This window comes from Dactylosporangium sp. NPDC051541, assembly GCF_044454505.1.
Classification (GTDB): Bacteria; Actinomycetota; Actinomycetes; order Mycobacteriales; family Micromonosporaceae; genus Dactylosporangium.
In genome coordinates, this window is sequence record NZ_JBITDU010000003.1 from 427,593 (window position 1) to 453,410 (window position 25,818).

The window sequence follows — 25,818 nt, forward strand, 5'->3', positions numbered from 1 at the left end:
CCTGCGAGCTTGTCCGTGCGCTCTGCGAACGCGTCCGTGCTGTCCGTGGACGTCGGCGTGCTGGTCGCGGATGTGTTCGTGCTGTTCGCGGGGGACAGGTCCAGGCGTCCGGACTGTCCGTAGAACGCGATCGGGTTGCGCCAGAGCACCCGGTCGACGTCGTCGTCGCTGAATCCGGCGGCCAGCATCGCCTCGCCGGTGCGCCGGGTGAGCAGCGGATCGGAGCGTCCCCAGTCGGCGGCGGAGTTGACGAGCATCCGCTCCAGGCCGTACTCGCGCAGGATGTGCACCATGCGCTCAGCGGTCATCTTCGTGTCCGGGTAAATGGAGAATCCCATCCAGCATCCGGAGTCCACTACCGTCGCGACGGTGACCTCGTTGAGGTGGTCGACGGCGACACGGCCGGGATCGATCCCGGACTCGCGCACGACGGCGAGCGTTCGCTCAGTACCACGCGCCTTGTCGCGATGCGGCGTGTGCACGAGGGCCGGCAGTTCATGTTCGCGGGCGAGGGAAAGCTGCGCGGCGAACACCTCGTCTTCCTCGGGCGTCATCGAGTCGTACCCGATCTCGCCGACCGCGACGACCCCGTCCTTCTCGAGGTAGCGGGGCAGGACGTCGAGCACCTCCCGGCAGCGCGGATCGTTGGCTTCCTTCGGGTTCAGGGCGATCGTGGCGTGGTGGAGGATGCCGAACTGGCCGGCCCGGAACGGTTCCCAACCGACGAGCGCGTCGAAGTAGTCGACGAACGAACCGACGCTCGTGCGCGGCTGGCCGAGCCAGAACGCGGGCTCCACCAGCGCGCGGACACCGGCGGCGGCCATTCGCTCATAGTCGTCGGTGGTCCTGGACGTCATGTGAATGTGCGGGTCGAAAATGCGCATCACTGGACCCTCTCGTGTTCCGGCCTGAGCCGTTCGAGCAGCTCGGTCGCGTCGGCGGACAGCGACCGGCCCGCAGCCCGGCGCTCCGCGGCCAGCCCGGCGAGCATCGTGGCGAGTTCGGCGTCTGCGCGTTCGCTGAGGTCAGCGACTTCCGCGAGCGGCAGACCCATAAACACCGTCTTCAGTACTCCCTGACGCCACGCGGCCGCGTCGAGCGCCCGGGCGGCCGGGCCGAGCGCCGCAGCGACCAGCCGGGTGTCGTTGGTGCGCAGGGCGTCGAGCAGGATCGTGCGCACTGTTGTCGCAGCAAGAGCGAGTTGCGGCAGCGCCCGGAGCACAGCACGTTTCTCGGCCGCATCGCCGTGCCGGTACAACTGCGGCACTTCGCTCTGGTCCGGCAAACGGAGGAGCAGCAGCACCCGTGCGGCGTCGTCGACGCTCCAGCCGGCCGGTTCCGGCAGCATCCAGCGCCCGCAACGACGTCCCACGGCCGGGAAGAGGCGGACGATCGCCGACGGCTGCCGCGCAACCGTTTCGAGCGCGGTGTCCAGCCAGACGGTGTCGGTGAGCGCGTTTCGCAACACCATCTCGAGGTGCACGCTTCCACCTCCGCTGTGTTCCGGGCTGCTCATGTCGACACCTTCGTTGCGCTTCGAGCCGTCCATGCCTGCATCCCGGCTAGATCTGGCGCCGCCTGAATTTCGGTCGTGTGTTGATGGTTCGCGGGTCCTCCGTTGCGTTCCGGGTCGCTCATGTCGACACCTCTGTTGCGCTTCGGGCCGCCATGCCTGCATCTCGGCTCGACCTGGCGCCGCCCTGAATTTCGGCCGTCTGCTGATGGTTCGCCGGCCCTTCGCTGCGATCGGGGCCGCTCACAACGCTTCCTTCTCGCGCAGGAAGGCAAGGGATCTGCGGGCGACCTCGGGGGCGGCGTGGCTGTGGCGCGGCAGCTCGACCGCGACGAGGCCGCCGTAGCCGATTTCGGACAGCGCCCGCAGTACCGGTGGGAAGTCGATTTCGCCGGTGCCGAACTCCAGATGTTCGTGGACGCCGCGGCGCATGTCGTCGATCTGCACGTTCACGATCGAACCGGCCGCTTTGCGTACACATTCGTCTGCGGAAATCGGCTCCAGGCAACGGCAGTGACCGATGTCGAGCGTCAGGCCGAAGTGCACCGGCGCGCCGAGGTCGGCCCGCAGCCGTTCCCAGTCCGTGATGGATTCGACGAGCATGCCCGGCTCCGGCTCGAAACCGAGTTGCATGTCGGCACCCTCGGCCGCGGCCAGGACCTCGGCACATCCACTGACCAGCCGCCGCCACGCCTCGTCGCGAGCCAGGCCGGGATTTGGCACGCCGGCCCAGAAACTGACGGCTTCGGCGCCGAGATCGGCCCCGATGCGCACCGCGCGGCGCAGGAACTCCAGCCGGGGACCGGGCTCGTCGTCGAGCAGCGTGGGTGCGTGCTTGCGCCATTTGTCCAGGAGGTACCGCGCACCGGTTTCGATCACCACGGCGAGTCCGAGTTCGCCCAGGCGCTGGGAGACCGCTCGCACATGTCGCGAAACGTTCGCGTCGAACGGGTCGAGGTGATGGTGGTCGAGGGTCAGCGCGACGCCCTCATATCCGAGGTCGGCGATGACAGCGAGGGCGTCGTCGAGCCGGTGGTTGCTGAACCCGTTCGTGCCGTACCCGAACCGCAGCCCGCTCATGTCGGTGACACCTTTCGCGCGAGTTGGTGTGCGAGCGAACGGATGTCGGCTGTGGCCTGTTCGGCGTGCTGGTGCGTGAACGGGTGTGTGAGCGGATACGTGTCGGCGATGACGGGCGGTGTCTTGTCGAGGCGGTGGCGGGTGCGGGTTTGCTGCTGAATCGGGTGGTTGGCGGAACGGTCCGTGCAGGTTTCGATGCGCGGTTCGCTCATGTTGGTGACACCCTTCGCGCGAGTCGGCGTGCGAGCGGACCGGCGGCGGCGACGGCCAGGCCGAGCAGTGGTGCGCCGGCGCGGGCCGTGAGCGCGCCTTGCAGTGCGGGGAGGTTGAGGATGCCGGCGCCGACGGACGTGCGGATGTTCGTCGCGCTCGGCTCCTGCACCGCGGCCAGTTGCGGCCGGCCGTACTGCAGTGCGTACCAGGCCGCGAGGGCTCCGGACGCCGGTGCCCCGCCCGCGGCCGCCGCGATCACAGCCGTCCCCGCGAGCGTTCGTTTCGGCAACTCCGGAGTCGCTCCGTGCACTTCGGACCCGGAAAGCGCGGTCACGGTGTACGTGTGTGCAAACACCGTTGCCGCCGGCCACACCGCACGTCGGAGGTCGCCTCCGCTCGCGCCGAGCAGGACGTTGAGCGCGCGGCAGGCGGCCATGACAGCGGGGTGGCGGGCGCCCAAGTCGTATGCCCACACGGCACCGGCCAGGGGAAGTGCGACGTTGAGCGCTTTACGGCCGCCGGCCAATCCGGCCACGACGACACCGGCCGTGGTCAGCCCGGCGGCGATGGCGAGCGCGGCGGGCGCCGGGACGCGGCCGGACGGGATGGGACGCTCGGGCCGTTCCTTGAGATCGATCGCGCGGTCGGCCCAGTCGTTCGCCGCCATGCCGGCCCAGTACAACAGCACACTCGCCCCGGCCAGCCCGGCCGTGCCGACCCGGAGGTTCCTCGCCGCGGCGGCGCCGGCGATGACGTCTCCGGGCACGGACAGCGCGGCCGGTGCGCGAACAAGTTCGGCCACCGCGCGCCAGTTCCAATTCGAGCTTCGGTTCAGGCGCCGCCCGCGATTCAGGTGCCGGTTCATCGCAGGCTCGCGGTGCAGTCGGCGATGACGTGCCCGGGCACGAACAGTGCAGCCGGTCCGCGAACAGGTGCAGCTGACGCACGCCAGTTGCAGTTCTTGGCCGCATGCGCAAGTTGGTGCCGGTCTGCGCCAGCCTGCGCAAGTCGGTTGCGGTGCGGGGCCGCCTGTGCGAATCGACTTTGGTTTCGGTCCGCCGGCGCATGGCGGTTCATTGCAGGCTCGCGGTGAAGTCGGCGAGGGTTTCGAACTGGGCGGACAGGCTGTGGTCGGTTGCGCCGAGCGGGTCCTTGAAAAAGAAGGCCAGCTCCGGCAGCGGTCCGACGCGGCCGTTGCGGTGGGCGGCGGCGGTCAGCCGGGCCAGGTCCAGGACCAGCGGGGCGGCCAGGGCGGAGTCGCAGCCGTGCCACGTGAACTCCATGCGCATCGCGGTGCCGAGGAAGCCGTTGAACGTGACCAGGTCCCAGGCGGTCTTGAAGTCGCCGAGGCCGGGAACATACTCGATTCTCGTCGTGCCGTCCGGGACGTAGCCCAGGGTTTCGCCCAGCACGCGTTGCTTGCTGGCGGACTTCGCGGCGTTGGCGGCCGGCTCCGCGAGTGTTGCACCGTCGCCACCGCCGAGCAGGTTGATGCCGGACCAGGAAGTCGCCCGCAGTCTGCGCATCGCGAACATCGGCGCGAGCACGGACTTGACGAGCGTCTCGCCCGTCTTGCCGTCATGTCCGGCGTACGGCAGCCCGTTCGCGACCGCCAGCTCGTGCAACGCCGGCAGTCGCGCACCCGTGGACGGCGTGAAGTCCACATATGGGCAGCCGGCACTGAACGCCGCGTACGCCGCGATCGTGCTGGCGGGCAGCGGGAAGGCCGGCTGCGCCATCGCCTGCCGCAAGTCGAACAGCGCATCGTGCACGGGTTGGCGCGAAACGGCCGGCTCGGTGGAGGCCACGTTGACGACGACGACACGATCGAGGGCGTGTTTGTGCCGGAACGCGTCCAGATCCGCGCACATGCTGGCCGCTACCGCCAGAACGTTGTCGCCGTGCGGCACCGGCCGCACATCTTCGTCCACAGCGGACAGCTCACTATGGAGCGCGGCGACGAGGCGCGCGGGTACGACTCCGGCCGCAGCGAGCGCTTCTGCTCGTTTGACCAGTGCGGTGTTGACGACATCATGGCCGCCGAACACCAGGTCCCCGAACCCCGGCAGCGCACCGGTGCGCAATCGTGGATGTTCAGTCACGCACCCGACCGGCTCGGTCAGCCCGGCTCGCAGTGCAACGGCCCCGACAATGCTGGTGACGGCGACAGAACCGCGCGCGCCAGCCAGCCACACACCCGTACGCACGGGCTCCTCCTAGCGGTGAGGAACGTGACGATTGGGATCCATGGATGGGGCGACATCGCCGAATGTCGCTGGATTAGCAGCCTAGATCGATCACCACCGTTTCGCTAGGGGCTACCGAACTTTTGCACAAATCAAAAGAACTTCCTCGTGAGTACTGTGAAAGCCCGCGCCCTCCACCAGGAACTCACCACGCCGAGGACCGCCGCGACTCGAGCGGAACGCACAAACTCGCGCAGAACCGAACCCTCCCCTCCGCCCGCAAGACTCGAGCTGCAGCCGACGGCCGCGCCGGGCTGTATGACCTGAGCGGGCAACCTGTGTCAGCCAAAGCGGGCGACGTCTGACACGGAAACGGACAGATGCGATAAATACCGCGTCGGGGTATAAATCCGATAAGTCGAGCGAAGCGCGGCGCGGAGCGCCCGACTTATCGGTCCGCAGCTGGCGAGTCGCAGGCCGAGGTGGCGGACCTGCGGGGGCGATGATTGGGTGTGACCGTGCATCGGGTCTACAGCGTGGTCGTCTTCATCATTCTGGCCTCGCTCGACAACGTCGCCATCGGGCTCGTCCCCCCGTTGTACTCGCCCATCAGCCGGGCCCTCGGCGTCGGGGAGGGTGCGCTCGGCGTCGTCACCGCCATCAGTTATCTGGTGACGGCGGTGGCCGCGGTGCTGTGGGCGTATGCGGGGGATCGGACCGACCGGAAGCCCGTGCTCATGATCGGGACGCTGATCTGGGCGGCCGGGACCGGAGGGAGCGCGCTCGCCGGCGGCTACTGGGCGTTTTTCGCGACGCAGTTGCTGGCGGCGGTCGGGCTCGGGGCCGTCGGGTCGGTCGGGTTCTCCGTCGTCAGTGACCTCATCTCGCCCAAGCGGCGGGGTTTGGTCATGAGTCTCTGGGGGCTGTCGCAAGGGGTCGGCACGCTCGCCGGGGTGCTCATCGCCAGCCAGCTCGGGGGCGCGGACTGGAAGGCGCCGTTCTACGTGCTGGCCGCGCTGGGGGTGGTGGCCTCGGCCGCGTACTTCACCACCGCCGACATCCGCCGCGGGCAGAGTGAACCGGACCTCGCCGCGGTGTTCGCGGCGGGGGAGGAGTACGAGCACCGGATCACCACCGACGACCTGCCCCGGATCGCGGCCCGGCGGACGAACGTCTGGCTGGTGCTGCAAGGACTGACCGCGCAGGCCGCGTTCGGATCGCTCGTCTGGCTGCCGCGGCTCTTCCAGGCCCGGGCCGAGGCGCAGGGGTACGACGAGCGGACTGCCATCGCCGTCGGCGGGCTCCTCGCGACCTTGTTCCAGCTCGGGGGTGTGCTCTCGATCGTCGGCGGGCTGATCGGCGACCGCTACCAGCGCCGTGACAAGGGCGGGCGGGCCAAGGTGGCGGCCGTCGGGATTCTGGCCGGGATCCCGTTGTACGTCCTGTTGTTCTTCGCCCCGGTGGGTCTGCCGGCGCCGGAGAACAAGCCGGCGATCGAGATCGTGCTCGGCAGCCTGTTCACGTCGCCGTCGCTGCTCGCGGCGTTCCTGCTGGCCGTGGTCGCGCTCGCGCTCACCTCGGCCAACGCGCCCAACTGGTTCGCGCTGATCGCCGACGTGAACCCGCCCGAGCACCGGGGCACCGTGTACTCGCTCGGCAACCTCGTCAACGGGGTCGGCCGCGCCGCCGGCAACGGTCTCGTCGGGGTCGTGTTCGCGGCCCTGGCCAGGAGTTTCCCGCCGCCGGCGAACCTGGCGATCGGCCTGGCGGCGTTCCAGGTCTTCTTCATCCCCACCGGGATCATGTACTGGCTGGCCGCGCGCACCTCGCCGGCCGACATCGACGAGGTGCACGCGCTGCTGCGGCAGCGGGCCACGGCCGAGGTCAGTTCCCGAACGCCCGCTGGTGGCTCGGCGGGGTGAACTGCACGACCGGGAGGCCCTGCAGCGCCGCCTTCATCGTGTAGGCGACCGCGTTGTTGATGACCGGGTGCGACATCGTCTTGTTGATCTGCGGATTGTCCGGGTCGGTCAGGATGCCGGCGATCGCGAGCTGCTTCGTCATCGCCACGAACGTTGCGCTCTTGCCGCTGTCCGTCGTGCCGGTCTTCCCGGCGACGGGGCGCCCGACGGTGCCGCGGACGCCGGTTGCGGTACCACTGGGCGGGCAGGCGTTGAAGGCGGACTGGTCGCCGACCGGGCACCGGGCCATGTCGACGGCGGCCCGGGCGATGTCCGGATCGACGACCTGCTTGCACTGCGGCTGCCCGGTGTCGATCTTGTTGCCGGTGAGGTCGCGGATCTCGGTGATGGGGGTCGGGGCGCAGTACTTGCCGTCGGCGGCCAGGGTCGCGTAGGCGCCGGCCAGGTCCAGCGGGGTCGTGTCGGAGACGCCGAGCGTGAACGCGCCCCACTGTTTGGCGTTCTTGGCGAAGTCGGCGTCGGTCGAGGCGCGGAACTGGATGCCCAGCCGCTTGGCCACGTCGACGACGTGGTCGGCGCCGACCCGCTGCTCCAGGGGCACGAAGTAGGTATTGAGCGACATGCCGAAGCCCTGCCACATGTTGAACTGGCCCACCGCGTCGCCCTCGGAGTTCTTCGGGCAGTAGTGCGGGCCGTTGCAGGCGGCGGGGCTGTTGGGGTCGATCGGGTAGTCGGAGACGAACTGGGCCTGCACGTCCTCCTGGTGCGCGAGGGGCAGGCCGGACTCCAGCGCGGCGACTGCGGTGAAGATCTTGAACGAGGAGCCGGCCTGGTAGCCGGGGACCCCGGGGCCGCCGGTGATGAAGGGCACCGTGGTGTTCGGGTAGTTGCCCTTCTGGCCCTTGCGGTCGGGGTTGGTGCTGGCGCCGTTCTGCGACTGGTCGTTACTGAAGTTGCGGTTGGTGGCGAGGGCCTGGACGCGGCCGGTGCCGGGCTCGACCGCGGCGACCATCACCGCCTCGGAGTTGCCCATGCCCACGTTCGCGGAGCCGACCTCGGGCTGGTTCTTGGCGTACTTGAACGCGGCCGCCTGGGTCTGCACGTTGAGCGAGCTGATGATCGTGTAGCCGCCGGAGCGCAGTTTGTTCTCCCGGTCGTACGCGTCCGCGCCGAACGACGGCTGCTCGTCCCACCAGCGGCGCAGGTAGTCGCAGAGGAAACCGGCGCCGAGATCGGCCCGCTGCACCTGCTCGCAGCCCTCCGGGGTGCGCTGGCCCACGATCGTGAGCTTCTGCGCCTTGGCCTCGTCGCGCTGCTGCGGGGTGATGTACTGCATCGTGACCATCTGGTCCAGCACGTACGCCTGGCGCGCGATCGCCTTCGGCAGCCCGTCCGGCGTCGCCGGGTCGTTGGTCGACGGGGCCTTCACCAGGCCCGCGAGGAGCGCGGACTCGCCGAGCGTGAGATCTTTCGGGTCCTTGCCGAAGTAGACGTGCGCCGCCGCGTAGATGCCGTAGGCGCCGTGGCCGAAGGTCGAGATGTTGAGGTACCCCTGCAGAATCTCCTGTTTGGAAAGCTTCTTCTCGAGGGCCATCGCGAGCTTCATCTCTTTGAGCTTGCGGGTCGGCGTCTTCGCGGTGGCGTCGACGACCTCCTGCGGCGTCTTGGCCGAGTAGGCGATCACCTGGCGCACGTACTGCATCGTCAGCGTCGAGGCGCCCTGCTGGTCGCCGCCCTCCTGGTTGTTGACGAACGCCCGGGCGACGCCTTTGAGGTCGACACCGCGGTGCTCGTAGAACCGGTTGTCCTCGGCCGCGACCATCGCCTGGGCCATCACGGGGGCGACGTCGGCGATCGGCACGTCCCGGCGGTTCTCGTCGTACATCATCGCCAGCAGGGTCTTGCCGTCACTGGCGTAGATGTAGGAGATCTGCGGCGAGGGCAGCACGTCGAGGTCCGTGGGCAGATCCTCGAACGTGTCGGCCCCGGACTTCGCGGCCAGCCCGGAGAAGGCCAGGCCCGGGAACGCGGCCGCGGCCACCACCACCCCGGCGAAGAGACCGCAGAGCAACAACGAGGCGACAGCCCTCAGGGCCACATTGGGACGCAGACGCACTCTTCAAGCCCTACCCGGCCGGGCCCGATACGACACGTGAATAATGACACCGGGTCACATGACAACGAAATCGGCTCTTACAGAACTTTGAGGTGAAACCCCCCGTCGACGTCGATGACCTGGCCGGTGGAGAAGGGGAGCAGGTCGTCGGCGATCGCGACGACCGCCTTGCCGACGTCCTCGGGCGTGCCCCAGCGGCGGATCGGCGTGATGCCCTCGTCGAGGATCAGCCGGTCGTACTTCTCCTTGACCCCGCCGGTCATGTCGGTCGCGATGATGCCGGGCCGGACCTCGTACACGTTGATCCCGTGCTCGGCCAGGCGGGCCGCGTACAACTTGGTCAGCATCGCCAGGCCGGACTTGGTGATGCAGTAGTCGCCGCGGTTGGTGCTGGCGGTGTAGGCGCTCATCGACGAGATCGTGACGATCCGGCCCTGGGTGCCGGCGCTGATCATGCGGTTGGCGACCTGCTGGGTCAGGAAGTAAGGGCCCTTGAGGTTGATCGCGACGAGCCGGTCGAAGGACTCCTCGCCGGCTTCCAGGATGTCCGCCCGCACCGACGGCGCGACGCCGGCGTTGTTGACGAGGAGCTCGATGTCCCCGAACGCCTGGTAGGCCTCTTCCACCAGGCGGGTCCGGCTCGCGGAGTCGCCGATGTCGGCCTGCACCACCGCCGCCTTGGCCCCGGCCTGTTCGACGGCGGCCGCCACCTCCTGGGCGGCCGCCAGGTTGCTCGCGTAGTTGACCACGACGTCCCAGCCGGCCCCGGCCAGGGCGAGCGCGATGCCCCGCCCGATCCCGCGCGACGCCCCGGTCACCAGGGCCGCGCTCATGCCACACCGCCGAAGAACGTGTAGTAGGGCCCGCTGTCCAGGCGCAGCAGATACAGCCCGAGCTCCCGGAGGTGGTAGTCGCCCCACATGCTCGACTCGCCGTTGGGGACCTGCTGGCCGTCGTGGATCTGGTCCCAGCCGTTGGGCCGGTGGTAGACGGAGTGCAGGAGCAGTCCCTGGTGCTGCGGGTCGGTCGCGAGATACGGCTCGCGCAGCAGCGCCCGCGCGACCGTCAGCCCGGCCTGGGTGTATCGCTCGTCGCCGAGCTTGCGGCCCAGCCGGAGCAGGCCCTGCGCACCGATCGCGGCCGCGCTCGAGTCGACGGGCTCGTGGGCGTTGTAGGGGTCGGCGGGCGCGTCGAGGTCGAGGTGGACCAGGCCGGGGGCGCCGGTGTCCCAGTAGGGCACACCGTCGGCCGGGGCCGAGTCGATGTAGAAGTCGCAGGTGGCCCGGGCGGCCTCCCGGAAGATGTCGTCGTCCTCGAGCTCGAGCAGCTCCGCGAAGCCGAGCATGGCCCAGGCGAGGCCGCGGGTCCAGGTAGAGAAGGGCGAATACCCCTGCTGCGTGCTCGGCGCCCGGAACCGCCCGTCGTTGACGTTGAACAGCGCCTCGTGGACGGTGCGGCCGCGCACGTCGTAAAAGTCGCGCCCGGCGCCGTAGAAGACGTTGTACTTCGCGGTGTTGTACGCGTGCTGGCGCATCCGCTCGCGCAGGTCGATCCGCTCGTCGTGCTCACCCATGAGCACGTGCCCGAGCCGGTGGGCGACGGCCAGGGACCGGCACGACCGGATCGTGTCGACGAAGAGCGACTGGGGGCCGTTGAAGCTGTAGATGTAGCCGGTGCCGTCCTCGATCGGCTGCCACCGGGCCGCCTGCACGGCGCCCGAGACCTTCAGCGCCAGCTCGGCCGCGTCCCGCTCGCGCTCGTCGAGCCGGCCCTCCTTGACCAGCCGCAGGATCGCACCGTAGGTGCTGACGTTGTTGAACCCGTGGTCGTGCACCCCGATGTGGCTGACGTGCGCGGCCATGACCTTGCGGGTCTGCTCCAGGCCCAGGTCCCGGAACCGCTCGTCCCCGGTCGCGTCGAACTGCAACAGGGCCGAACCGACCTGGAACCCCTGCGTCCACTCGGTCCACCCGCGCGCCGTGTAGCGCCCGTCGACCGTGAACACCGGCGAGCCGTCCGTGCCGTAGGGGTCGAGCGCCAGGATCTTCCCGGCGGAGAGCTCGAACATCCGCTCGACGTCGCCCAGGAGGTCCTTGGCACCGAGTCCGTAGTCGATCCGCAACATGGTTCCGCATGCTACCCAGGAAAGCCCTTTCCTGGAACCCCCGCCCCGGTTTCCCGGGCCTGACCGGCAGCATGCGAGGATATGCGCGATGGACATCGCGGTGGAGGACGTGGCGGCCCGCTGGGTCCGGGCCTGGACCACAGGCCGCACGACCGACCTCTTCAAGCTGCTGGCCGCCGCCCCGGTGATCGAGACGAACCTGGACCCGGACGGCGACTTCATCGAGCTGCTGACCGACTACGCCGCGGCCCTGGAGTCGATCGCGGTCTTCTCGCAGACCGTCCTGGACCGCCGGGTCGCCATCGTCTACGACTGCACCCTGGCCGGCGAGACGTTCCGCCTGGCCGAGTTCCTGACCGTCAACGCCGCCGGCCTGGTCGTCGAGGTCCGCCGCGTGTATGACCTCAACGCCGTGGAGCGCCTCATGCCCCAGCTGCTCCTCGAACAGTAGAGCCGTACAAGGCGAGGAGCCGGGCCGGCCTGTGGGAAGGCCGGCCCGCCCCCGCCCGGACGGCTCGGCATCGGCCCTTCGCGGCCTGGCGCAACTCCGGCACGGTGCGGTTCCGTGCGTCCGGGTGCAGCCGTCCACGACGTCGACACGGCCTGAGCCGGCACCGCCCGGCGCTCCATTCCTCATGCCGTCAAGCCTGACCGCCGAAGAACCCGCCCGGAAGACAAACTTCTCGCCTGTGGATAACTTCGCGGCAGAATCCACAATGGACAAAGGCCGGGCCCCCCGAAGGAGGCCCGGCCCTGAGAAAACCCTGAGAAAAGCCAGGTCAGGCGACCGTAGTCATCGACGAAGCCGAGACGAAGGTGTAGCCGAGGCCCTGAATCCCCGAAACCGTCTGCTGCAGGTACGAGGTGCCGAGGTACGGGTGGTAGAAGAAGCTCGCCACCCCGTCCCGCACCGCCAGGTTCGCCTTGGCGTTGGCGATCAGGTCGGCCGGCAGCACGGCCGGGTGCTGGTTGAACGGCTCCGGCTCGATGTTGCCGATGTTCTCCGGGATGATCGTCGAGCCGTAGACGTCGCGCACCGTGTAGGGGAAGAACTGCCCGACCATGTGGGCGACCTTGTTGTCGACCGTGGTGCCGGACAGGACGCCGGGGAAGTACAGGCCGCGGTCGTAGCGGGTGCCGAACAGCGTGTTGATGGTCTTGTAGTCCAGCGCCGACGCCGCGTAGTGCGGGGGCTCGAAGATGGTCGGCTGGGAGAGGCCGGCCAGCATCCAGTCGGCGCGGGAGGCGGTGACGCGGGCGGTCACGTTCAGGGCCGAGTCGTTCTTGACCGGGCCGTCGTAGATGACCGCGTCGTTGGCGTCGACGTGGGCCAGGAAGAACTCGAAGTCGTTGGCGCTGACGCCGTCGTAGGGGTTGTTCAGCGCGTCGAGCTGGTGCGTGTAGCCGTGCATGAGCAGGGTGCCGCCCTTGCTCTGCATGTACTTCAGGGCGCTGACCACCAGTGGCCGCTGGCGCAGCGTGTAGTCCTCGGCCTTGCCATTGTTGTTCACGCCCTTCGGGTCGCGGTAGCGGCTGTAGACGGCGACGGTGAACGGGACCTTCTTGCTCGACAGGTAGTCGGCGACGGCGCGCAGCTCGGCCGGGTCGGCGTCCGGCCCGACGTCCTCGATGCGGACCAGAGCCCGGTGCCGCGCGGCGGTCTGCGGGGCGAGCACGTCGTAGAGCAGGTCCGAGAACGCCAGGTACCGGTCGTTGGACGTGATGTAGGAGAACGGGATCTCGCCGATGTACGTCAGGTTGCCGGACTTGATGCCCCACGGGAACTTGGTGCCGTCGGCGCGCACGGCGTCGGCCACGCTGACCGCCTTCGCGCTGTCGTAGACGGCGTAGTCCATGATCCCGGCGAGGTTACGCGTGTCCCGGGTGAGCGCGGTGCCCTTGTAGTCGACCTCCGCGACGGTCGAGACATCAAAGCCTTTCCAGGTGTACCCGTACTTCGTCGCGAAATCGGCGGAGCGCGCGGTCAGCTGCCAGATGTTGTCGTAGAGCCACACCACCGGCTTGGTGGTCGCCAGCACGTCGTCCAGGAACGCGGTCGGGATCGGCTCGTCGTAGGTGGAGCCGACGTAGACCACCGCGCTGTACTTGTCCAGCTCGCCCTTGGTGTAGGAGCCGACCGGGTGGGCGGTCCAGGCGCCGAAGTGCGAGACGAGGTTCGTGGCCATCATCCCGTAGTCCTCGCCGAGCCAGGCGTACTCGCCGGTGTAGTCGTAGAGGACGAGCGTCTTCGTCGACGCGGGAGCGCCGGCGGCACCGGCCCCGGACACCGTCTTGGCGGTCGCGGCGAGCGCGGGCGAGGCCGGAACGGCCAGGCCGAGCACCGCGACCAGCACGAGGCCGAGCAGAGCTGACAACTTACGCATGGAGCAAGACATCCAATCTCAGACGAGCGAGGCGGACGAAGGCATCGGGGAGGGGGCGGAGGTCAGGCCGAGCATGGCGGCGACGGCCTGCTCGGTGCGCTGCGAGGCGAGACCGTCGCCGTACGGGTTGCCGTTGGCGGTCATCGACTGGCGCAGCACCGGGTCGTCGAGCAGCCGGGCGGCCTCGGCGACGATCAGGTCCTCGTCAGTGCCGACGAGCTTGGCGCAGCCGGCCTGCAGGGACTCCACGCGCTCGGTGAGCTCTCGCAGTACCAATGCCGGCACTTTGAATGAAGGGGCTTCTTCCTGGATGCCACCGGAGTCCGTCAGGGCCAGGTAGGCCCGCGACAGGACCCGCGCGAGGGCCGGGTAGGGCAGCGGGTCGGTGATCGTCACCCGCGGCACGCCGGTCAGGCCGGCCTCGACCTGGGCGCGCACGGCCGGGTTGGCGTGGGCCGGGAGCACGACCCGGATGTCGGGGTACGCCTCCACGAGCCGCCGCACCGCCCGCAGGATGCGGTCCAGGGGCTCGCCCCACGACTCGCGCCGGTGGGCGGTGACCAGCACCAGGCGGGCCGCGCCGTGCTCGGCCGCGTCGACGGCGGCGGCGACCCGGGCGTCGTCGAAGGGCAGCTGCTTGGCCGCGATCTCCAGGGCCGCGTCGACGACCGTGTTGCCGGTGATGAGGACGTTGGCCGGGGCGATGCTCTCGTCGAGCAGGTTCGTGGCGGCCAGGGCGGTCGGTGCGAGGTGCAGCGCGGCGATCTGGCCGACCAGCTTGCGGTTGGCCTCCTCCGGGAACGGCGAGTCCAGGTCGCCGGAGCGCAGGCCGGCTTCCAGGTGCACGACCGGGATTCGGCGCCAGAACGCGGCCATCGCACCCGCCAGGGTCGTCGTGGTGTCACCCTGGACGATCACGGCGGCCGGCTGGCGGAGCTCCAGCAGCGCGTCCAGCTGCTTGATCATCTCGGTCAGCAGCTCCGGCTGGCTGCCGGTCACGCGCTGCAGGGGCAGGGTTACGTCGGCCTCGGTGCCGAACGCGTCCAGGGCCTGGGTGACCATCGCCGGGTGCTGGCCGCTGGCGACCATGACCGGGGTGAGACGGCCGGCGGCGCGCATGGCGGCGGCGACGGGGGCGAGCTTGATGGCCTCGGGGCGGGTGCCGGCGATGAGGAAGACTTCAGGAAGCATGTGTGCGTCACCTTGGGAGGAGAAGTGACCGCATCCGTGCGGAAAAATCCAGAAATTTCGGACAGCTACGCGGCGACGGGCTCTTCGACAGGCACCGCCGTGACCGGCAGGGGCACGATCGGCCCGGTCACGAGCAGTTCGCCCACCATCGGCTCTTCGGCCAGCCGCTCGGTCTTGGCCCAGGCGTTGCGCCGCGCCACCTGCCGGCCGATCGCCCGCCAGGTCGAGACCAGGCCGAGCATCAGGAAGAACGGGTAGGCCAGAGCTGCCCCGAAGAGCACCGACAGCTTCTCGTCGCGCAGCTGGTAGCGGTGCACGCCGGCCCAGACCAGGCCCGGGACCGTCATCCCGACGGCGAAGAAGAGCAGGACCTCGGCCAGCTGGCCCCACGAGTGGATCAGGAAGGTGTCGCCGTGGCCGGGCAGGAGCTGCCAGGCCGCGTAGCCCCACAGCCCGAACACCGCGGCCGTGCCGAACGCGTTCATCCACGGCGCGAGCAGGTAGTAGAGCATCTCCAGCAGCGCGTGGTTGCGGATCTTCCGCGACGCGATCAGGCGCGGGACATACGCGACGCACTGCAGGTTGCCCTGGGCCCACCGGGTGCGCTGGCGGAGCAGCCGCTTGACGTCCACCAGGCCCTGCTGCTTGACGTGGGCGATCGAGGTGTACCGGATGCGCTCGCCGTTGAGGTGCATCCGCAGGCCGAGCTCGAGGTCCTCGACCAGGCAGTGCGACCACGGGTCGTCGCCCAGCCGCATCAGCGACGACAGCCGGGCGAACTGCCCGTTGCCGCCCAGTCCGACCGTCCCCGCCGCGTCGCGCAGCAGCTGGCTGGCGTTGGCGATGGCCGCGAACTCGAGGTCCTGCACGGCGCCGAGGACCCGGTTGCGGTTGTGGATGCGCACGCGCACCTGGACCGCGCCGACCTCGGGGTCGCGCATGAGCTTGGAGATCTCGGCGAGCAGGTTGTCGCTGCCGCGCCCGTCGCCGTCGATGACGCCGACCGCGACCCGGTCCGGGTTCTCGCCGTTGGCCAGGGACAGGTCCCGGATGGCCCGGAACGCCGCGTTGAGCGCCTCGCCCTTGCCCTTGCGGGCGTTGGGGAAGTCCCGGCGCAGGACGGTCAGGCCCGGGTGGTCGATGGCGGCCAGTACGTCCGGGGTGCCGTCGTCCGATCCGTCATCGACCACCAGGACCCTGGTGCGCGTGCCGTCCGGGCCGCTCAGCGCCAGGGCGGCGCCGACGGTCCGGCCGACCACCCGCTCCTCGTTGAGGGCGGGCACGACGATCCAGAAGGTCTGCGGTTCGTTGCCGTTCGGCGCGATGGCGTCGCGCCGGCGGCGGCGTCCGGCGGTGGCCGCGTCGCCGGCGGAGAACGCCACCAGCGCGAGGTTGTATGCCGGCCACAGCGTCAGCAGCGCGAAGCCGACCAGGAGGATCGCCGTCATCGCTTAAGCGGCGCTGCGGTTGAAGCGGGACGCCCGAACCATCAGGAAGCCGGTGACCACGAGCGCGATCCCGGCGACGACGATGGCGAAGACCGGGCTTCCGGTGACGGGCAGCGAACCGGCGGTGGCTCCGCCCGTCACGACTACGCCGGTGACCTTCGAACCTGACATGACAGCTTCCCCTCGGCTATCCGGTGGTGGTGCGCGGCGGCTCCCTGCCGGCAACCGTCGTGCACCTTGTCCGAGAAGCTTGGCCCGGACCAGCGCCGATTACAACGGGTAATGGGGTGGCGAGGATCAAGTTCGACCGAGCACCTGACACTGCGCTTACGCTGGGAAAACCCGGCGATTACACAGCGTGTCGAGACGGTGTGCCGTAGCTCTCGGTGAAGTCCCGGGGCTGCCGCCAGCCGGGTGCGAACTCGGCCCAGAGGGAGAGCGCGACGGCGGCGCTGTCGGGCCGCTCGCCGGGGCGCTTGGCCATGCACTGCCGGCACAGCTCGGCCACCGAGCGGGGCAGCCCGGGCGTGAGCACGACCGGTGTCGGCGCGGCGGCCAGCAGTCGGGCCCCGGGCGCGTGCGGCGATCGGCCGGTGAGCATGTGGTACAGCAGCACGCCCAGCGCGTAGACGTCCCACGCCGGCGCGTGCTCGACCCGCGACGCCGACGGATGCGCGAACGGTACCGCCAGCCCGAAGTCGATGATCTTCACCCCGGCGGTGGTCAGCATGACGTTGTCGGCGGTCAGGTCGCGGTGCGCGATCCCGCGCCGGTGCGCGACGGCGAGCAGCTCGGCCACCGAGGCCGCGATCTCCACCGCCTCCTGCCAGGGCACCGGCCCCTCACCGAGCCGGGTCGCCAGGGGCACCCCGTTGAGGAGCTCCATCGCGACCGCCGGCACCGACACGCCCTCGGCCTCGACCTCGCCGAAGGCGAATACTTTCGGCACGGTCGGGTGGCGCATCCGCTGCATGAGGTGAGGCTCGCGTCGCGCCGCGTAACAGGCCCGGGTGTTGCTCGCGAACGCCGGCGCCAAAACTTTCACCGCGGCCGGACGGATCCGTTCGAGATCGACGGCCTCGTAGACCAGCGACATCCCGCCCCGGGCGATCGGGCGGACCAGCAGGTAGCGCTCGAGCACCCTGCGGCCAACCTCGATCCCGGACACAATCGACGACTATTCCCTATCCGGTCCGCCCAGCGATAGCCCCAGCGAACTTCGACACAAGACAGATTAGGGTGAATTGCTGCGCGGGTAAGTGTGATCGAAACCGATAGTTGACATCGCCGTAACTCTGACTGACGCTGACCGCAGGAATCGCTCCCACGGAGTACCTGATGCCTGAGCACGAAGATCACGAAGAGGCCGTCCAACCGACCGTCACCGAGGTCGCCGCCGCCGCGGGGGTCTCGGCCGCCACCGTGTCCCGGGTCCTCACCGGCCGGGTGCGGGTCAGCACGTCCGCGCGGGTGTCCGTGCACGACGCCATCGCGCGGCTGGGGTACGTCCGCCACCGGGCCCCGCGCCGCACCGACCACCAGGCCGCGGGCCTGCCGATGGCGGCCGTGGTGTTCGAGCCGGCCGCACGGCTGTTCCGCGACGGCTTCGTCGCCCGGCTGCTCGCCGGGGCCGAGGAGGAGCTGGCCATGCGCGGGGTGCCGCTGCTGACGATGTCGGCGACCCGCGGCACGGTGGCCGGCTCCACCCAGTTCCTGACCGCCGGGGCCGTGGGCGGGATCATGCTGGTCGGCGCGCCCGCCCGGCACCCCCTGGCCGTGTCCCTGGCCGCGTCCCGGGTGCCGCTGCGCTCGGCCGGGCGCCCGGAGCTGGCCATGCCGTTCGTCGATGTCGACAACCGCGACGGCGCCCGCCAGGCCGTCGAGCATCTGCTCCTGCGCGGCCGCCGGATCATCGCGACGATCGCCGGCCCGCCGGACTCGCCGGCGGCGGCCGATCGCCTGGAGGGGTACCGTCGCGCCATGCTCGCCGCCGGGCGCCAGCCCTTGATCGCATACGGTGACTTCACCACCCCGTCCGGTGGCCACGCCGCCGCCTGGCTGCTGGACCGCACCCCCCGCCTCGACGGCCTCTTCGTCGCCTCCGACGCCATGGCCGCCGGCGCGCTGCAGGCACTGCGCAAATCCGGCCGCCGGGTCCCCGAGGACGTCGCCGTGGTCGGCTTCGACGACGTCCCGTTCGCCGCCATGACCACCCCCGCCCTGACCACGGTCCGCCAGCCGGTGGAGGAGCTGGGTGCGGTGACCGCGGCGCGCCTGCTCGACCCGGCCGACGACAACCCGATCCTGCCGACCGAGCTCGTTGTGCGGGCCTCCACGTAGGATGCGCCGTGCTCAGCTGCGGGAGGGCGACATCCTCGCCCGCCGCTACATTCTTTTGCAGCCCGTCGGTGCGGGCGGTATGTCGGTCGTGTGGCGCGCCTGGGACTCCACCCTGGAGCGCACGGTCGCCGTCAAGGTCCTCGACGGCCCCATCGCGTCCGACGGCGGCCAGCGCGACCGCATCCGCCGCGAGGCCCGCGCGGCCGCCCGCATCGAGCACCCGAACGCGATCGGCGTCTACGACTACGGCGAGACCGTCACCCCGCGCGGGCGCATCGCCGCCTATGTGGTCATGCAGCTGCTCGACGGCGCCTCCCTGGCCGCCCGCCTCGACGAGGGCCCCCTGCAGTGGGAGGAGGCGGTCCGGGTCGCGGCCACGGTCGCCGACGTCCTGGAGGCCGCCCACCGCCGCGGCGTCGTGCACCGCGACGTGACCCCCGAGAACGTCATGCTCACCACCGACGGCATCCGCCTGCTCGACTTCGGCATCGCCGCCGACATCGGCCAGCGCGAGGAGGCGATGACGTTCGGCACCCCGCCGTACGTCGCCCCCGAACGCCTCACCGGCGCCCCCGCCAGCGGCGCGACCGACGTCTACTCCCTCGGCGTGCTGTTCTACGAGATGCTCACCGGCGCACCGCCGTATCCGGCCACGACCTGGGAGGAGCTGGAGCGGGCCCTGGCCGCCGACCGCCGCCCGGCCCTGAACGTCCAGGGCCTCCCGCCCGCCGCCGCCGCGGTGTGCCTGCGCTGCCTCTCGACCGACCCGGCCCGCCGCCCGACGGCCACGGAGGTGGCCGAGATCCTCGGCCAGAACCCCGGTCCGGGCAACCGCCTGACCAGACGCCTGACGCTGATCGCCGTCCCGATCGCCGTTGTTCTCGCGGGGGTACTGGCTGTGCTCTACCTGCTCCCCGACGCCCCCACGGGCCAGGGCGACGCCGCCGCCCCGGAGCCACGGGTGAGCATCCTGGTCTCGACCGTCCCCGCCCCGCCCAACGCCCAGTCCACGACCTCACCGCAGGCCCAGTCGAACAGGTCCGCCCGCCCGACGTCGGCCGCGCCCCCACCGGCGTCGATCGCACCACCCCCGAGCCCACTGACCCGCCAGGCCGCCGCGAAGGCCGTCTTGGACATCGTCGACCGCCGCTCCCAGACCAACGAGATCCGCCCCGACGTCGCCCAGGACATCCGCAACCAGATCAACAACCTGCAGTCCAACCCGAGCGACGCCGCCAACCGGGTCGAAAAGCTCCGCGAGCAGCTGATCGAACGCAACCGCCCGCCCGACAAGTCGATCAGCGACGCCGCCTACGCCGAACTGGACGCCGCGGTGACCCAGTTCGGCAAGGCCCTGTCCAGCTCGGCCGCCGCGTAGACGGGGCTCAGCGCTCGGGGGCGAGGCGGTGGCGCACGGCCCACAGCGCCGCCTCGGTGCGGGAGGCCGCGCCGGTCTTGCGGAGCAGGTTGGAGACGTGGACGGCGACGGTCCGGATGGAGATTCCGAGCGACTTGGCCACCTGCTGGTTCGTCATCCCGGCGGCCAGGCACCCGAGCACCTCGAGCTCCCGCACGGTCAGATCCCCGCCCGCCCGCAGGCTGTGCAGCAGCGTTTCCGCCTCTGCGAGCCGCCACCCGGGCCAGTGCGCGAGCAGCGCCACCGCCCGCTCGGCGTGCCGCCGGGCCTCCGCCGCCCGGCCCAGCCGCACCAGCGCGTGCGCGACCGCCGTGTGCACGGCCGCGTCCTCGGCCCGCCCACCGGCATCCGCCCGCCCGCCCGGCGCCACGGACACCTCCGCCCCGGCCTCGGGCTCGGCCGGGTCGCGGTCGCCGTCCGCGAACGCCGCCGGCAGGAGCGCCACCGCATCGGCGTCCCGGCCCGCGGCCACGGCCAGGAGCAGCTGGAGGCGTACCGGCCGATCGGGCACCTGCTCCTCCACCACGGTCGCCGGCACCCCGCCGTGCAGGGCCCACCGCGCCGCCTCGGCCAGCCGCGCCGGCCCGCACCGCCCGACGCAGTCGCGCAACGCCTCGGCCGGGTCCACCGGGTGCACACCCCTGGCCGCGACCGCGACCCGCAGCACGCGGACGAGCCCGGAGTCGCGCCCCTCGGCGTCGGCCCGGGCCAGCATCCGCACGGCCAGGGGATCGTCGCCGCGTTCGAGGGCGAGCAGCCCGGCCCGGGCGGTGAACCGGACCCGTTCCACCGGGTCGCCCTCGATCGGCAGCCGCGACCAGACCAGCGACTCGGCCCGGGCCAGGTCTCCGGTCCGCACGGCGTGCGCGACGCCGAGGGTGGTGGTCCGTCCGGCGCAGAACTCGAGGCCGTAGCGCCCGATCGTCGCCATCGCCTCGTCGAACAGCCGCCAGCCCATCACCTCACCCAGCCGCGGCAGGCTCACCGCGACCAGGTTGTGGACCGCGCGGCCGATGGTCACCGGGTCGTGCTCCCGCGCGGCCAGCTGGCGGGCGGCCCGCAGCAGGGCCACGCCCCGCTCGTAGTCGCCGGTGAGGGCCAGGGCGGTCCCGAGCGTCACGGATGCGGAGGCGATGCCCGTGCCGGCCCGCTCGGCGGCGGTCAGCGCGGTCTCGGCGAGCGGTAACGCGGTCGCGGCGTCCTCCATGCGCAGGGCGCTTTCGGCCTCGGCCGCCCGCTGCCGCGCGAGGGACGCGGCCGACCCGCCGACGGCCGCGGCCCGGTCCAGCGAGCGCCGCTGCCCGGCCGGGTCGCCGAGGCACCAGCGGACGGCCGCGAGCTGCCGGTGCGCATCGGCGGTTCCGTCCCGATCTTCGGTGTCTTGTACCTCATGCAGCCAGTCCGCCGCATGGTCGGCCGCGACCTCGAAGCGCGCACTGACGAAGGCGGCCGCGGCGCCGACGGCGGCGAGCGCCACGCGCGCGCCACGGCCGTTCTCGGTGACCGCGTTGTTCGTTTTATGGCCGTCAATGCCGTCGCCGGCCGACAACGTCGTCGCCGACGAGGCCGGTGTCGCCTGACTGTTCGTTCCGTGACTGTCCATATGCGCATCGCGCAGGCTCAGTCCCAATGCGACGAGTTCCACCGCCGCATCCGGCAACCCGGTGGCCAGACTGGCGGCGGCTCCGCGGGCGGCGGCGGCGCGGGCTTCGGCCGTACCCCCCAAAGCGGCCGCGTGCCGGGCGAGGGCCGCGTCATCGCCCAGCTCGACGGCCAGACGGCGGGCCAGGGTGTGCACGCGCTGGCGTTCCCGTGGCATGATCCCGGCCGCGAGGGCCTCGCGCAGCAGGGGGTGGCGGAACCGCAGCGTGCCGGCCGGGGCCCGGTCCGGCGCGATGAGCAGCAGCCCCAGGTCGAGCAGCCGGCGCAGCGCGGGCTCGACGTCACCGCCGCACACGTGGAACAGCAGGTCGCTCTCCACCGGGTCGCCCAGCAGGGCCGCGGCCCGGGCCACCCGCCCGACCAGGTCCGGCTCGCCGGACAGCGGCTCGACCAGCAGCCCCACGACGTGCGCGGGCAGGGGAGCGGCGGGCAGGGCGTCGGCGGTGTCGTACGCGGCGAGGAGCTCGGCCAGCCAGAACGGATTCCCGCCGGTGCGCCGCAGCGCGCCGCGGACGGCCTCGGGTGCGGGTGCGCTGCCGTAGGTGGCCTCGATCAGCTCGGCGGTCTCGCGCGCGTTGAACGGTGCGACATGCACCCGCAACACGGACGGTGAGCCGCCGAGCCGGCGTAACGTGCGCGCCGCCGCCGGGGCGAACGCCGCCTCCTGCGGTGGCCGGCTGGTCACGATGAGCAATGCCGGCAGGGACTCCGCGGCCGCCGCGAGCTCGGCCACCAGGGCCAGACTCGCGGGGTCGAGATCGTGCAGGTCCTCGACGAGGATGATCCCGAGCGCCCCGCCACCGTCCGCGCCGGGCACGTCCGGAGGGGTCACGTGGAGTAATGCCCGCACCACGTCCACCGCCGCCCGCAGTGTCGTGGCCGGGGCCAGGCGCGGCTCGGCGGCGTCGAGTGAGCGCTGGCCCAGCCGGTTGAGCAGCGCCTCGTCGACGGCGAGGGACGCGGCCGGCCGGCCGTTGAGGACCGAGGCCAGCCAGTCGTGCGGGGCGGCGCCCTGGGCCCGGGAGGAGCCCCGCAGCACCGTCGTGCCGGACCGGTCGAGACGCTGGAAGACCTCGGCCACCAGGCGGCTCTTCCCGCCCCCGCCCTCACCGGTGATCAGCACGACCCCGGGCCGGCGGGCCGCCCACACAGCCTCGATCTCGGCGAGCTGCGGAGCTCGTCCGATGAAGGGGGCGGCCGGCATGCGGTCACGATACGCACAAGTGCGTAGAGACGCCCGCCGTATCGATGCGGCACGCTGGCAGGCATGGCAGAGGGCGTGGCAGAAGGCGTGGCCGAGGGCGTGATCGACGGGGGACATCAGCCGCTCGCACTGCATTGGGCGGCGCGCACCGACGTGGGCCTGGTGCGCACCCAGAACCAGGACTCCGTCTTCGCCGGCGACCGCCTGCTGGCCGTCGCCGACGGCATGGGCGGCATGGCCGCCGGTGACGTGGCCAGCCGCCTGGCGATCGAGGCGATGGGCCCGCTGGACGGGGAGTTCGCCGGCAACGACCTGCTCACCGCGCTGCGCACCGCCGTCTCCGACGCCAACCGCCGCATCCGCGACGAGGTCGAGGAGGACCCGTCGAAGCTCGGCATGGGCACCACCCTCACCGCCATCCTCTTCTCCGGCGACCGGATCGGCCTGGTCCACATTGGAGATTCCCGGGCCTACCTGCTGCGCGGCGAGGAGTTCGCCCAGATCACCAAGGACGACACCTACGTGCAGCTCCTGGTCGACGAGGGCCGCATCACCCTCGACGAGGCGACCACGCACCCGCAGCGCTCCCTGGTCAGCCGGGTCCTGCAGGGCCAGCCGACCGACCCGGTCTACTCGGTGACCGCGGCCCGCGCCGGCGACCGCTACCTGCTGTGCAGCGACGGCCTGTCCGGCGTGCTCCGCGCGGAGACGATCGAAGAGGCCATGCGCGAATACGCCGACGTCGACGAGTGCGTGGAGCGCCTGGTCGACATGGCCCTGCGAGCCGGCGGCCCGGACAACATCACCGCCGTGGTGGCCGACATCGTCGGCGACGACGTCCCCGAACGCAAGGGCCTGCGCCACCGCCTGCGCTCCTGGCTGGGCCGCGACGAGATCAGCAACGCCCGCCTGCCCGCATAGCGGATGGCCGGGTCATAGCCCGCTCGCGCTCGCGGCCGGGGCGGCGACGCCTCCACCGCGTCCCCGCCGATGCCGCTTTCCGGCCGGCGCGACGATCAGCTGACCGTTCAGTGGTGTTCGTTTTTCGGCCCGGTCGATGAGCGGTGCAGTGGCGTGTGTTTCGGCGCGGGCGGCGGGTTCCAGGCGGCGATCCGTTCCGCACTGCGCACGGTGAGTCGTGCCGGCGTCACACGGGCCGCGACGTTGAACAGGGCGCCGACCAATGCGTTCCGTGACCCGGCAATCTGCCCCACCTGCCAGGAACGCCGCGCCACCATCGCCACCCGCGGCCGCCGGACCCGGTCGTACTCGGCCAGCGCCGCCGCGATTGATCGACCCCCAGCCCCAGGCTCGCCGGCCCTGGCCCCGCCAGTCCTAGGCTCAGCCCCGCCAGTCCCAGGCCCAGCCCCGCCGGTCCAAGCGGGCGACCGGCCGGCGACCGGACCCACCAACGCCGCCAAGGTGACCGCGTCCTCCAAGGCCTGACAAGCCCCTTGCCCGAGATTCGGCGTCATCGCGTGCGCCGCATCGCCGACGAGCGCGACCCGATCCCCGAACCGCATCGGGGCCACCGGCTGCAGGTCGAGCAGCGGATGGTGCAACAACCTGGCCGGATCGGTCGCTTTCAGCAGCGCCGCGATCGGGTCATGCCAGCCGGCGAACATCCGTCGCAGTTCATCCAACTGCTCACGCGCGGAGGTCGTTCGCAGCGGCCCGGGCACCGCCGCGTACCAGTAGACTCCGTGCCGCAAGGGCGCATAACCGAACCGCCGCCCGCCCGGCCCCACCGACTCGCCGCCGCCCATCACCTGCGCGCCGCCCGTCGCCTGTCCACCGCCCGTCGCCTGTCCACCGCCCATCAACTCCCCGCCGCTCATGGACGACAGGCCGGGAACGTGCACCACGGAACGCCACGAGACCTGGCCGCTGTCGCGGATGCGGATCTGCGGTGCGTACTCGGCGCGGACCACACTGCCGATCCCGTCCGCCCCGACGATCAGGTCGGCGTCGAGGGCTCGGACGTCCGTGACAGCGGTGGCAGTACCCACGCGAAGGTCTTCAGCGAGAATCTCGTGCAGATCCGCGCGGTGGATCGCCAGGGGTCCGGACGTGATGTGCGCGGACGGATCGACCCGGGACAGCCAGGTGCCTCGAGCCGTGCGCAGGCCGCCACCCGTTATCGGCGCACCCGCGGCCCGGACCCGGTCGCCGACGCCCAGCCAGTCGAGGGCCCGCAGCGCGTTCGGCCACAGCGACAGACCCGCGCCCGCCGCCTCGAGCACCGGCTGCCGCTCGAACACGGTGACGTCCCACCCCCGCAGCCGCAATCCACGTGCGGTGGCCAGCCCGCCGATCCCGGCGCCGACGATGATCGCGTGCATCGCGGGTTCCCCCATCTCGATCGCTCATGAGCGTTCCGCTACAGATGTAGTAACTCGACACGACGCTACACCTGTAGCATCCGGCGGGGAAGTGGACGATGCGCGCAGGAGTGGCGGGGGAGGACTGATCGTGACGGACAGGAAGCAGCGGCTCGCTGATGCGGCCATCGAGGTGCTCGGGCAGGAAGGCGTGCGCGGGCTCACTCACCGGGCCGTCGACACCTGGGCCGGGCTGCCGCAAGGAACGTGCAGCTACCACTGCCCAACCCGCAACGCCTTGCTCACTGCCGTCCTCGAGCGCATCTCCGAACTCGACCTCGCCGACCTGCACGAGCGTGACGTAGCCGACGTCCTCGATCAGTGGGCCGGCTCGACCAGGACGCGGGTGCGGTTCATGCTCATGCTCGACCCGCAGGCCCGCCGCGAACTCGGGGACGCCGCCGCCCGGCTCGCGGACGGGTTCGTCGACCGCGCCGAGCGGATCACCGGCGACCGGGAGCGGGGGCGGCTGCTCATCGGCCTCATCGACGGGCTGCTGCTCGACGAGGCCACCAGGGGTACCGTCGCCGAAACCGTGCGGCGCGAACGGCTCGACACCGTCCGGCGGATTGTCACAACCGGCCAGTAACCCCGGGCGGCTCTCGTCGTTGACCAGATGAGCACACCCCCAAGGCA

At 71.1% G+C, this 25,818-nt stretch carries 20 protein-coding genes and 2 pseudogenes; 6 read left to right on the plus strand and 16 right to left on the minus strand.

The window, feature by feature from the left end:
* Window positions 1-74: 74 nt before the first annotated feature.
* From ACIA8L_RS16105 to ACIA8L_RS16130, 6 genes and pseudogenes are all read right to left on the minus strand, one after another.
* Window positions 75-884 (minus strand): annotated as a pseudogene (locus tag ACIA8L_RS16105) (TatD family hydrolase); the annotation flags it as partial.
* On the minus strand, window positions 884-1,549 hold the full coding sequence (locus tag ACIA8L_RS16110) for an EboA domain-containing protein (RefSeq protein WP_395904962.1): 666 nt from the start codon (window positions 1,547-1,549) through the stop codon (window positions 884-886). The pseudogene ACIA8L_RS16105 and the gene ACIA8L_RS16110, both read right to left, overlap by 1 nt.
* A 207-nt stretch (window positions 1,550-1,756) precedes the next feature.
* A complete protein-coding gene (locus tag ACIA8L_RS16115) occupies window positions 1,757-2,593 on the minus strand; it encodes a sugar phosphate isomerase/epimerase family protein (RefSeq protein WP_395904965.1) in 837 nt (278 codons plus the stop codon).
* On the minus strand, window positions 2,590-2,805 hold the full coding sequence (locus ACIA8L_RS16120; RefSeq protein ID WP_395904966.1) for a hypothetical protein: 216 nt from the start codon (window positions 2,803-2,805) through the stop codon (window positions 2,590-2,592). Before ACIA8L_RS16120 ends, ACIA8L_RS16115 begins: the two co-directional genes overlap by 4 nt.
* The gene (locus tag ACIA8L_RS16125; protein WP_395904969.1) at window positions 2,802-3,608 is read right to left on the minus strand and encodes an SCO3242 family prenyltransferase; all 807 of its coding nucleotides are present in this window, start codon (window positions 3,606-3,608) and stop codon (window positions 2,802-2,804) included. The genes ACIA8L_RS16120 and ACIA8L_RS16125 overlap by 4 nt, the downstream gene beginning before the upstream one ends.
* A 271-nt stretch (window positions 3,609-3,879) precedes the next feature.
* Window positions 3,880-5,013: an inositol-3-phosphate synthase gene (locus ACIA8L_RS16130; RefSeq protein ID WP_395904972.1), complete on the minus strand. Its 1,134-nt coding sequence runs from the start codon at window positions 5,011-5,013 to the stop codon at window positions 3,880-3,882.
* A gap of 485 nt (window positions 5,014-5,498) precedes the next feature.
* Here ACIA8L_RS16130 and ACIA8L_RS16135 point away from each other — a divergent pair, with 485 nt between their 5' ends.
* On the plus strand, window positions 5,499-6,914 hold the full coding sequence (locus ACIA8L_RS16135) for an MFS transporter (protein ID WP_395904974.1): 1,416 nt from the start codon (window positions 5,499-5,501) through the stop codon (window positions 6,912-6,914).
* On the opposite strand, the gene ACIA8L_RS16140 is transcribed toward ACIA8L_RS16135, so the two are convergent.
* The 3 genes from ACIA8L_RS16140 to ACIA8L_RS16150 all read right to left on the minus strand — a co-directional run bounded on the left by ACIA8L_RS16140 (window position 6,877) and on the right by ACIA8L_RS16150 (window position 11,155).
* Window positions 6,877-9,012: a transglycosylase domain-containing protein gene (locus tag ACIA8L_RS16140; protein ID WP_395904976.1), complete on the minus strand. Its 2,136-nt coding sequence runs from the start codon at window positions 9,010-9,012 to the stop codon at window positions 6,877-6,879. The two genes, ACIA8L_RS16135 and ACIA8L_RS16140, sit on opposite strands and share 38 nt — an antisense overlap.
* A 95-nt stretch (window positions 9,013-9,107) precedes the next feature.
* Window positions 9,108-9,863, minus strand: a complete 756-nt coding sequence (locus ACIA8L_RS16145; RefSeq protein WP_395904979.1) for a 3-ketoacyl-ACP reductase — start codon at window positions 9,861-9,863, stop codon at window positions 9,108-9,110.
* Window positions 9,860-11,155, minus strand: a complete 1,296-nt coding sequence (locus ACIA8L_RS16150) for a hypothetical protein (RefSeq protein ID WP_395904981.1) — start codon at window positions 11,153-11,155, stop codon at window positions 9,860-9,862. Before ACIA8L_RS16150 ends, ACIA8L_RS16145 begins: the two co-directional genes overlap by 4 nt.
* Before the next feature lie 88 nt (window positions 11,156-11,243).
* Between ACIA8L_RS16150 and ACIA8L_RS16155 the strand changes: the two genes are divergently transcribed.
* The gene (locus ACIA8L_RS16155; RefSeq protein WP_395904982.1) at window positions 11,244-11,606 is read left to right on the plus strand and encodes a hypothetical protein; all 363 of its coding nucleotides are present in this window, start codon (window positions 11,244-11,246) and stop codon (window positions 11,604-11,606) included.
* A gap of 328 nt (window positions 11,607-11,934) precedes the next feature.
* On the opposite strand, the gene ACIA8L_RS16160 is transcribed toward ACIA8L_RS16155, so the two are convergent.
* From ACIA8L_RS16160 to ACIA8L_RS16180, 5 genes are all read right to left on the minus strand, one after another.
* Window positions 11,935-13,539, minus strand: coding sequence for a DUF2334 domain-containing protein (locus ACIA8L_RS16160; protein ID WP_395904984.1), 1,605 nt, complete (start codon window positions 13,537-13,539; stop codon window positions 11,935-11,937).
* An 18-nt stretch (window positions 13,540-13,557) separates the two neighbouring features.
* Window positions 13,558-14,730 carry a non-hydrolyzing UDP-N-acetylglucosamine 2-epimerase gene (gene wecB / locus ACIA8L_RS16165; RefSeq protein ID WP_395904986.1) on the minus strand — a complete coding sequence of 391 codons (1,173 nt, stop codon included), beginning with the start codon at window positions 14,728-14,730 and terminating at the stop codon, window positions 13,558-13,560.
* Between the two features lie 65 nt (window positions 14,731-14,795).
* Window positions 14,796-16,178 carry a glycosyltransferase gene (locus tag ACIA8L_RS16170; protein WP_395904988.1) on the minus strand — a complete coding sequence of 461 codons (1,383 nt, stop codon included), beginning with the start codon at window positions 16,176-16,178 and terminating at the stop codon, window positions 14,796-14,798.
* A gap of 3 nt (window positions 16,179-16,181) precedes the next feature.
* Complete coding sequence (locus ACIA8L_RS16175; RefSeq protein ID WP_223102416.1) at window positions 16,182-16,349, minus strand: LPXTG cell wall anchor domain-containing protein; 168 nt, start codon at window positions 16,347-16,349, stop codon at window positions 16,182-16,184.
* Between the two features lie 178 nt (window positions 16,350-16,527).
* Window positions 16,528-17,319, minus strand: a complete 792-nt coding sequence (locus tag ACIA8L_RS16180) for a serine/threonine-protein kinase (RefSeq protein ID WP_395904991.1) — start codon at window positions 17,317-17,319, stop codon at window positions 16,528-16,530.
* Between the two features lie 197 nt (window positions 17,320-17,516).
* On the opposite strand from ACIA8L_RS16180, the gene ACIA8L_RS16185 reads away from it, so the two are divergent.
* Both ACIA8L_RS16185 and ACIA8L_RS16190 read left to right on the plus strand, forming a co-directional pair.
* Entirely contained in the window at window positions 17,517-18,518 is a 1,002-nt protein-coding gene (locus tag ACIA8L_RS16185; protein WP_395904994.1) for a LacI family DNA-binding transcriptional regulator, read from the plus strand.
* Window position 18,519: 1 nt separating this feature from the next.
* The gene (locus ACIA8L_RS16190) at window positions 18,520-19,896 is read left to right on the plus strand and encodes a serine/threonine-protein kinase (protein ID WP_395904996.1); all 1,377 of its coding nucleotides are present in this window, start codon (window positions 18,520-18,522) and stop codon (window positions 19,894-19,896) included.
* A gap of 7 nt (window positions 19,897-19,903) precedes the next feature.
* On the opposite strand, the gene ACIA8L_RS16195 is transcribed toward ACIA8L_RS16190, so the two are convergent.
* Window positions 19,904-22,801, minus strand: coding sequence for a LuxR C-terminal-related transcriptional regulator (locus ACIA8L_RS16195; RefSeq protein WP_395904998.1), 2,898 nt, complete (start codon window positions 22,799-22,801; stop codon window positions 19,904-19,906).
* A 63-nt stretch (window positions 22,802-22,864) separates the two neighbouring features.
* On the opposite strand from ACIA8L_RS16195, the pseudogene ACIA8L_RS16200 reads away from it, so the two are divergent.
* Window positions 22,865-23,647, plus strand: a pseudogene (locus tag ACIA8L_RS16200) (PP2C family protein-serine/threonine phosphatase); the annotation flags it as partial.
* A 182-nt stretch (window positions 23,648-23,829) separates the two neighbouring features.
* On the opposite strand, the gene ACIA8L_RS16205 reads toward ACIA8L_RS16200, so the two are convergent.
* The gene (locus tag ACIA8L_RS16205) at window positions 23,830-25,158 is read right to left on the minus strand and encodes an FAD-dependent oxidoreductase (RefSeq protein ID WP_395905000.1); all 1,329 of its coding nucleotides are present in this window, start codon (window positions 25,156-25,158) and stop codon (window positions 23,830-23,832) included.
* A gap of 115 nt (window positions 25,159-25,273) precedes the next feature.
* On the opposite strand from ACIA8L_RS16205, the gene ACIA8L_RS16210 reads away from it, so the two are divergent.
* The gene (locus ACIA8L_RS16210) at window positions 25,274-25,771 is read left to right on the plus strand and encodes a TetR/AcrR family transcriptional regulator (RefSeq protein ID WP_395905003.1); all 498 of its coding nucleotides are present in this window, start codon (window positions 25,274-25,276) and stop codon (window positions 25,769-25,771) included.
* The last annotated feature ends 47 nt before the right edge of the window (window positions 25,772-25,818 follow it).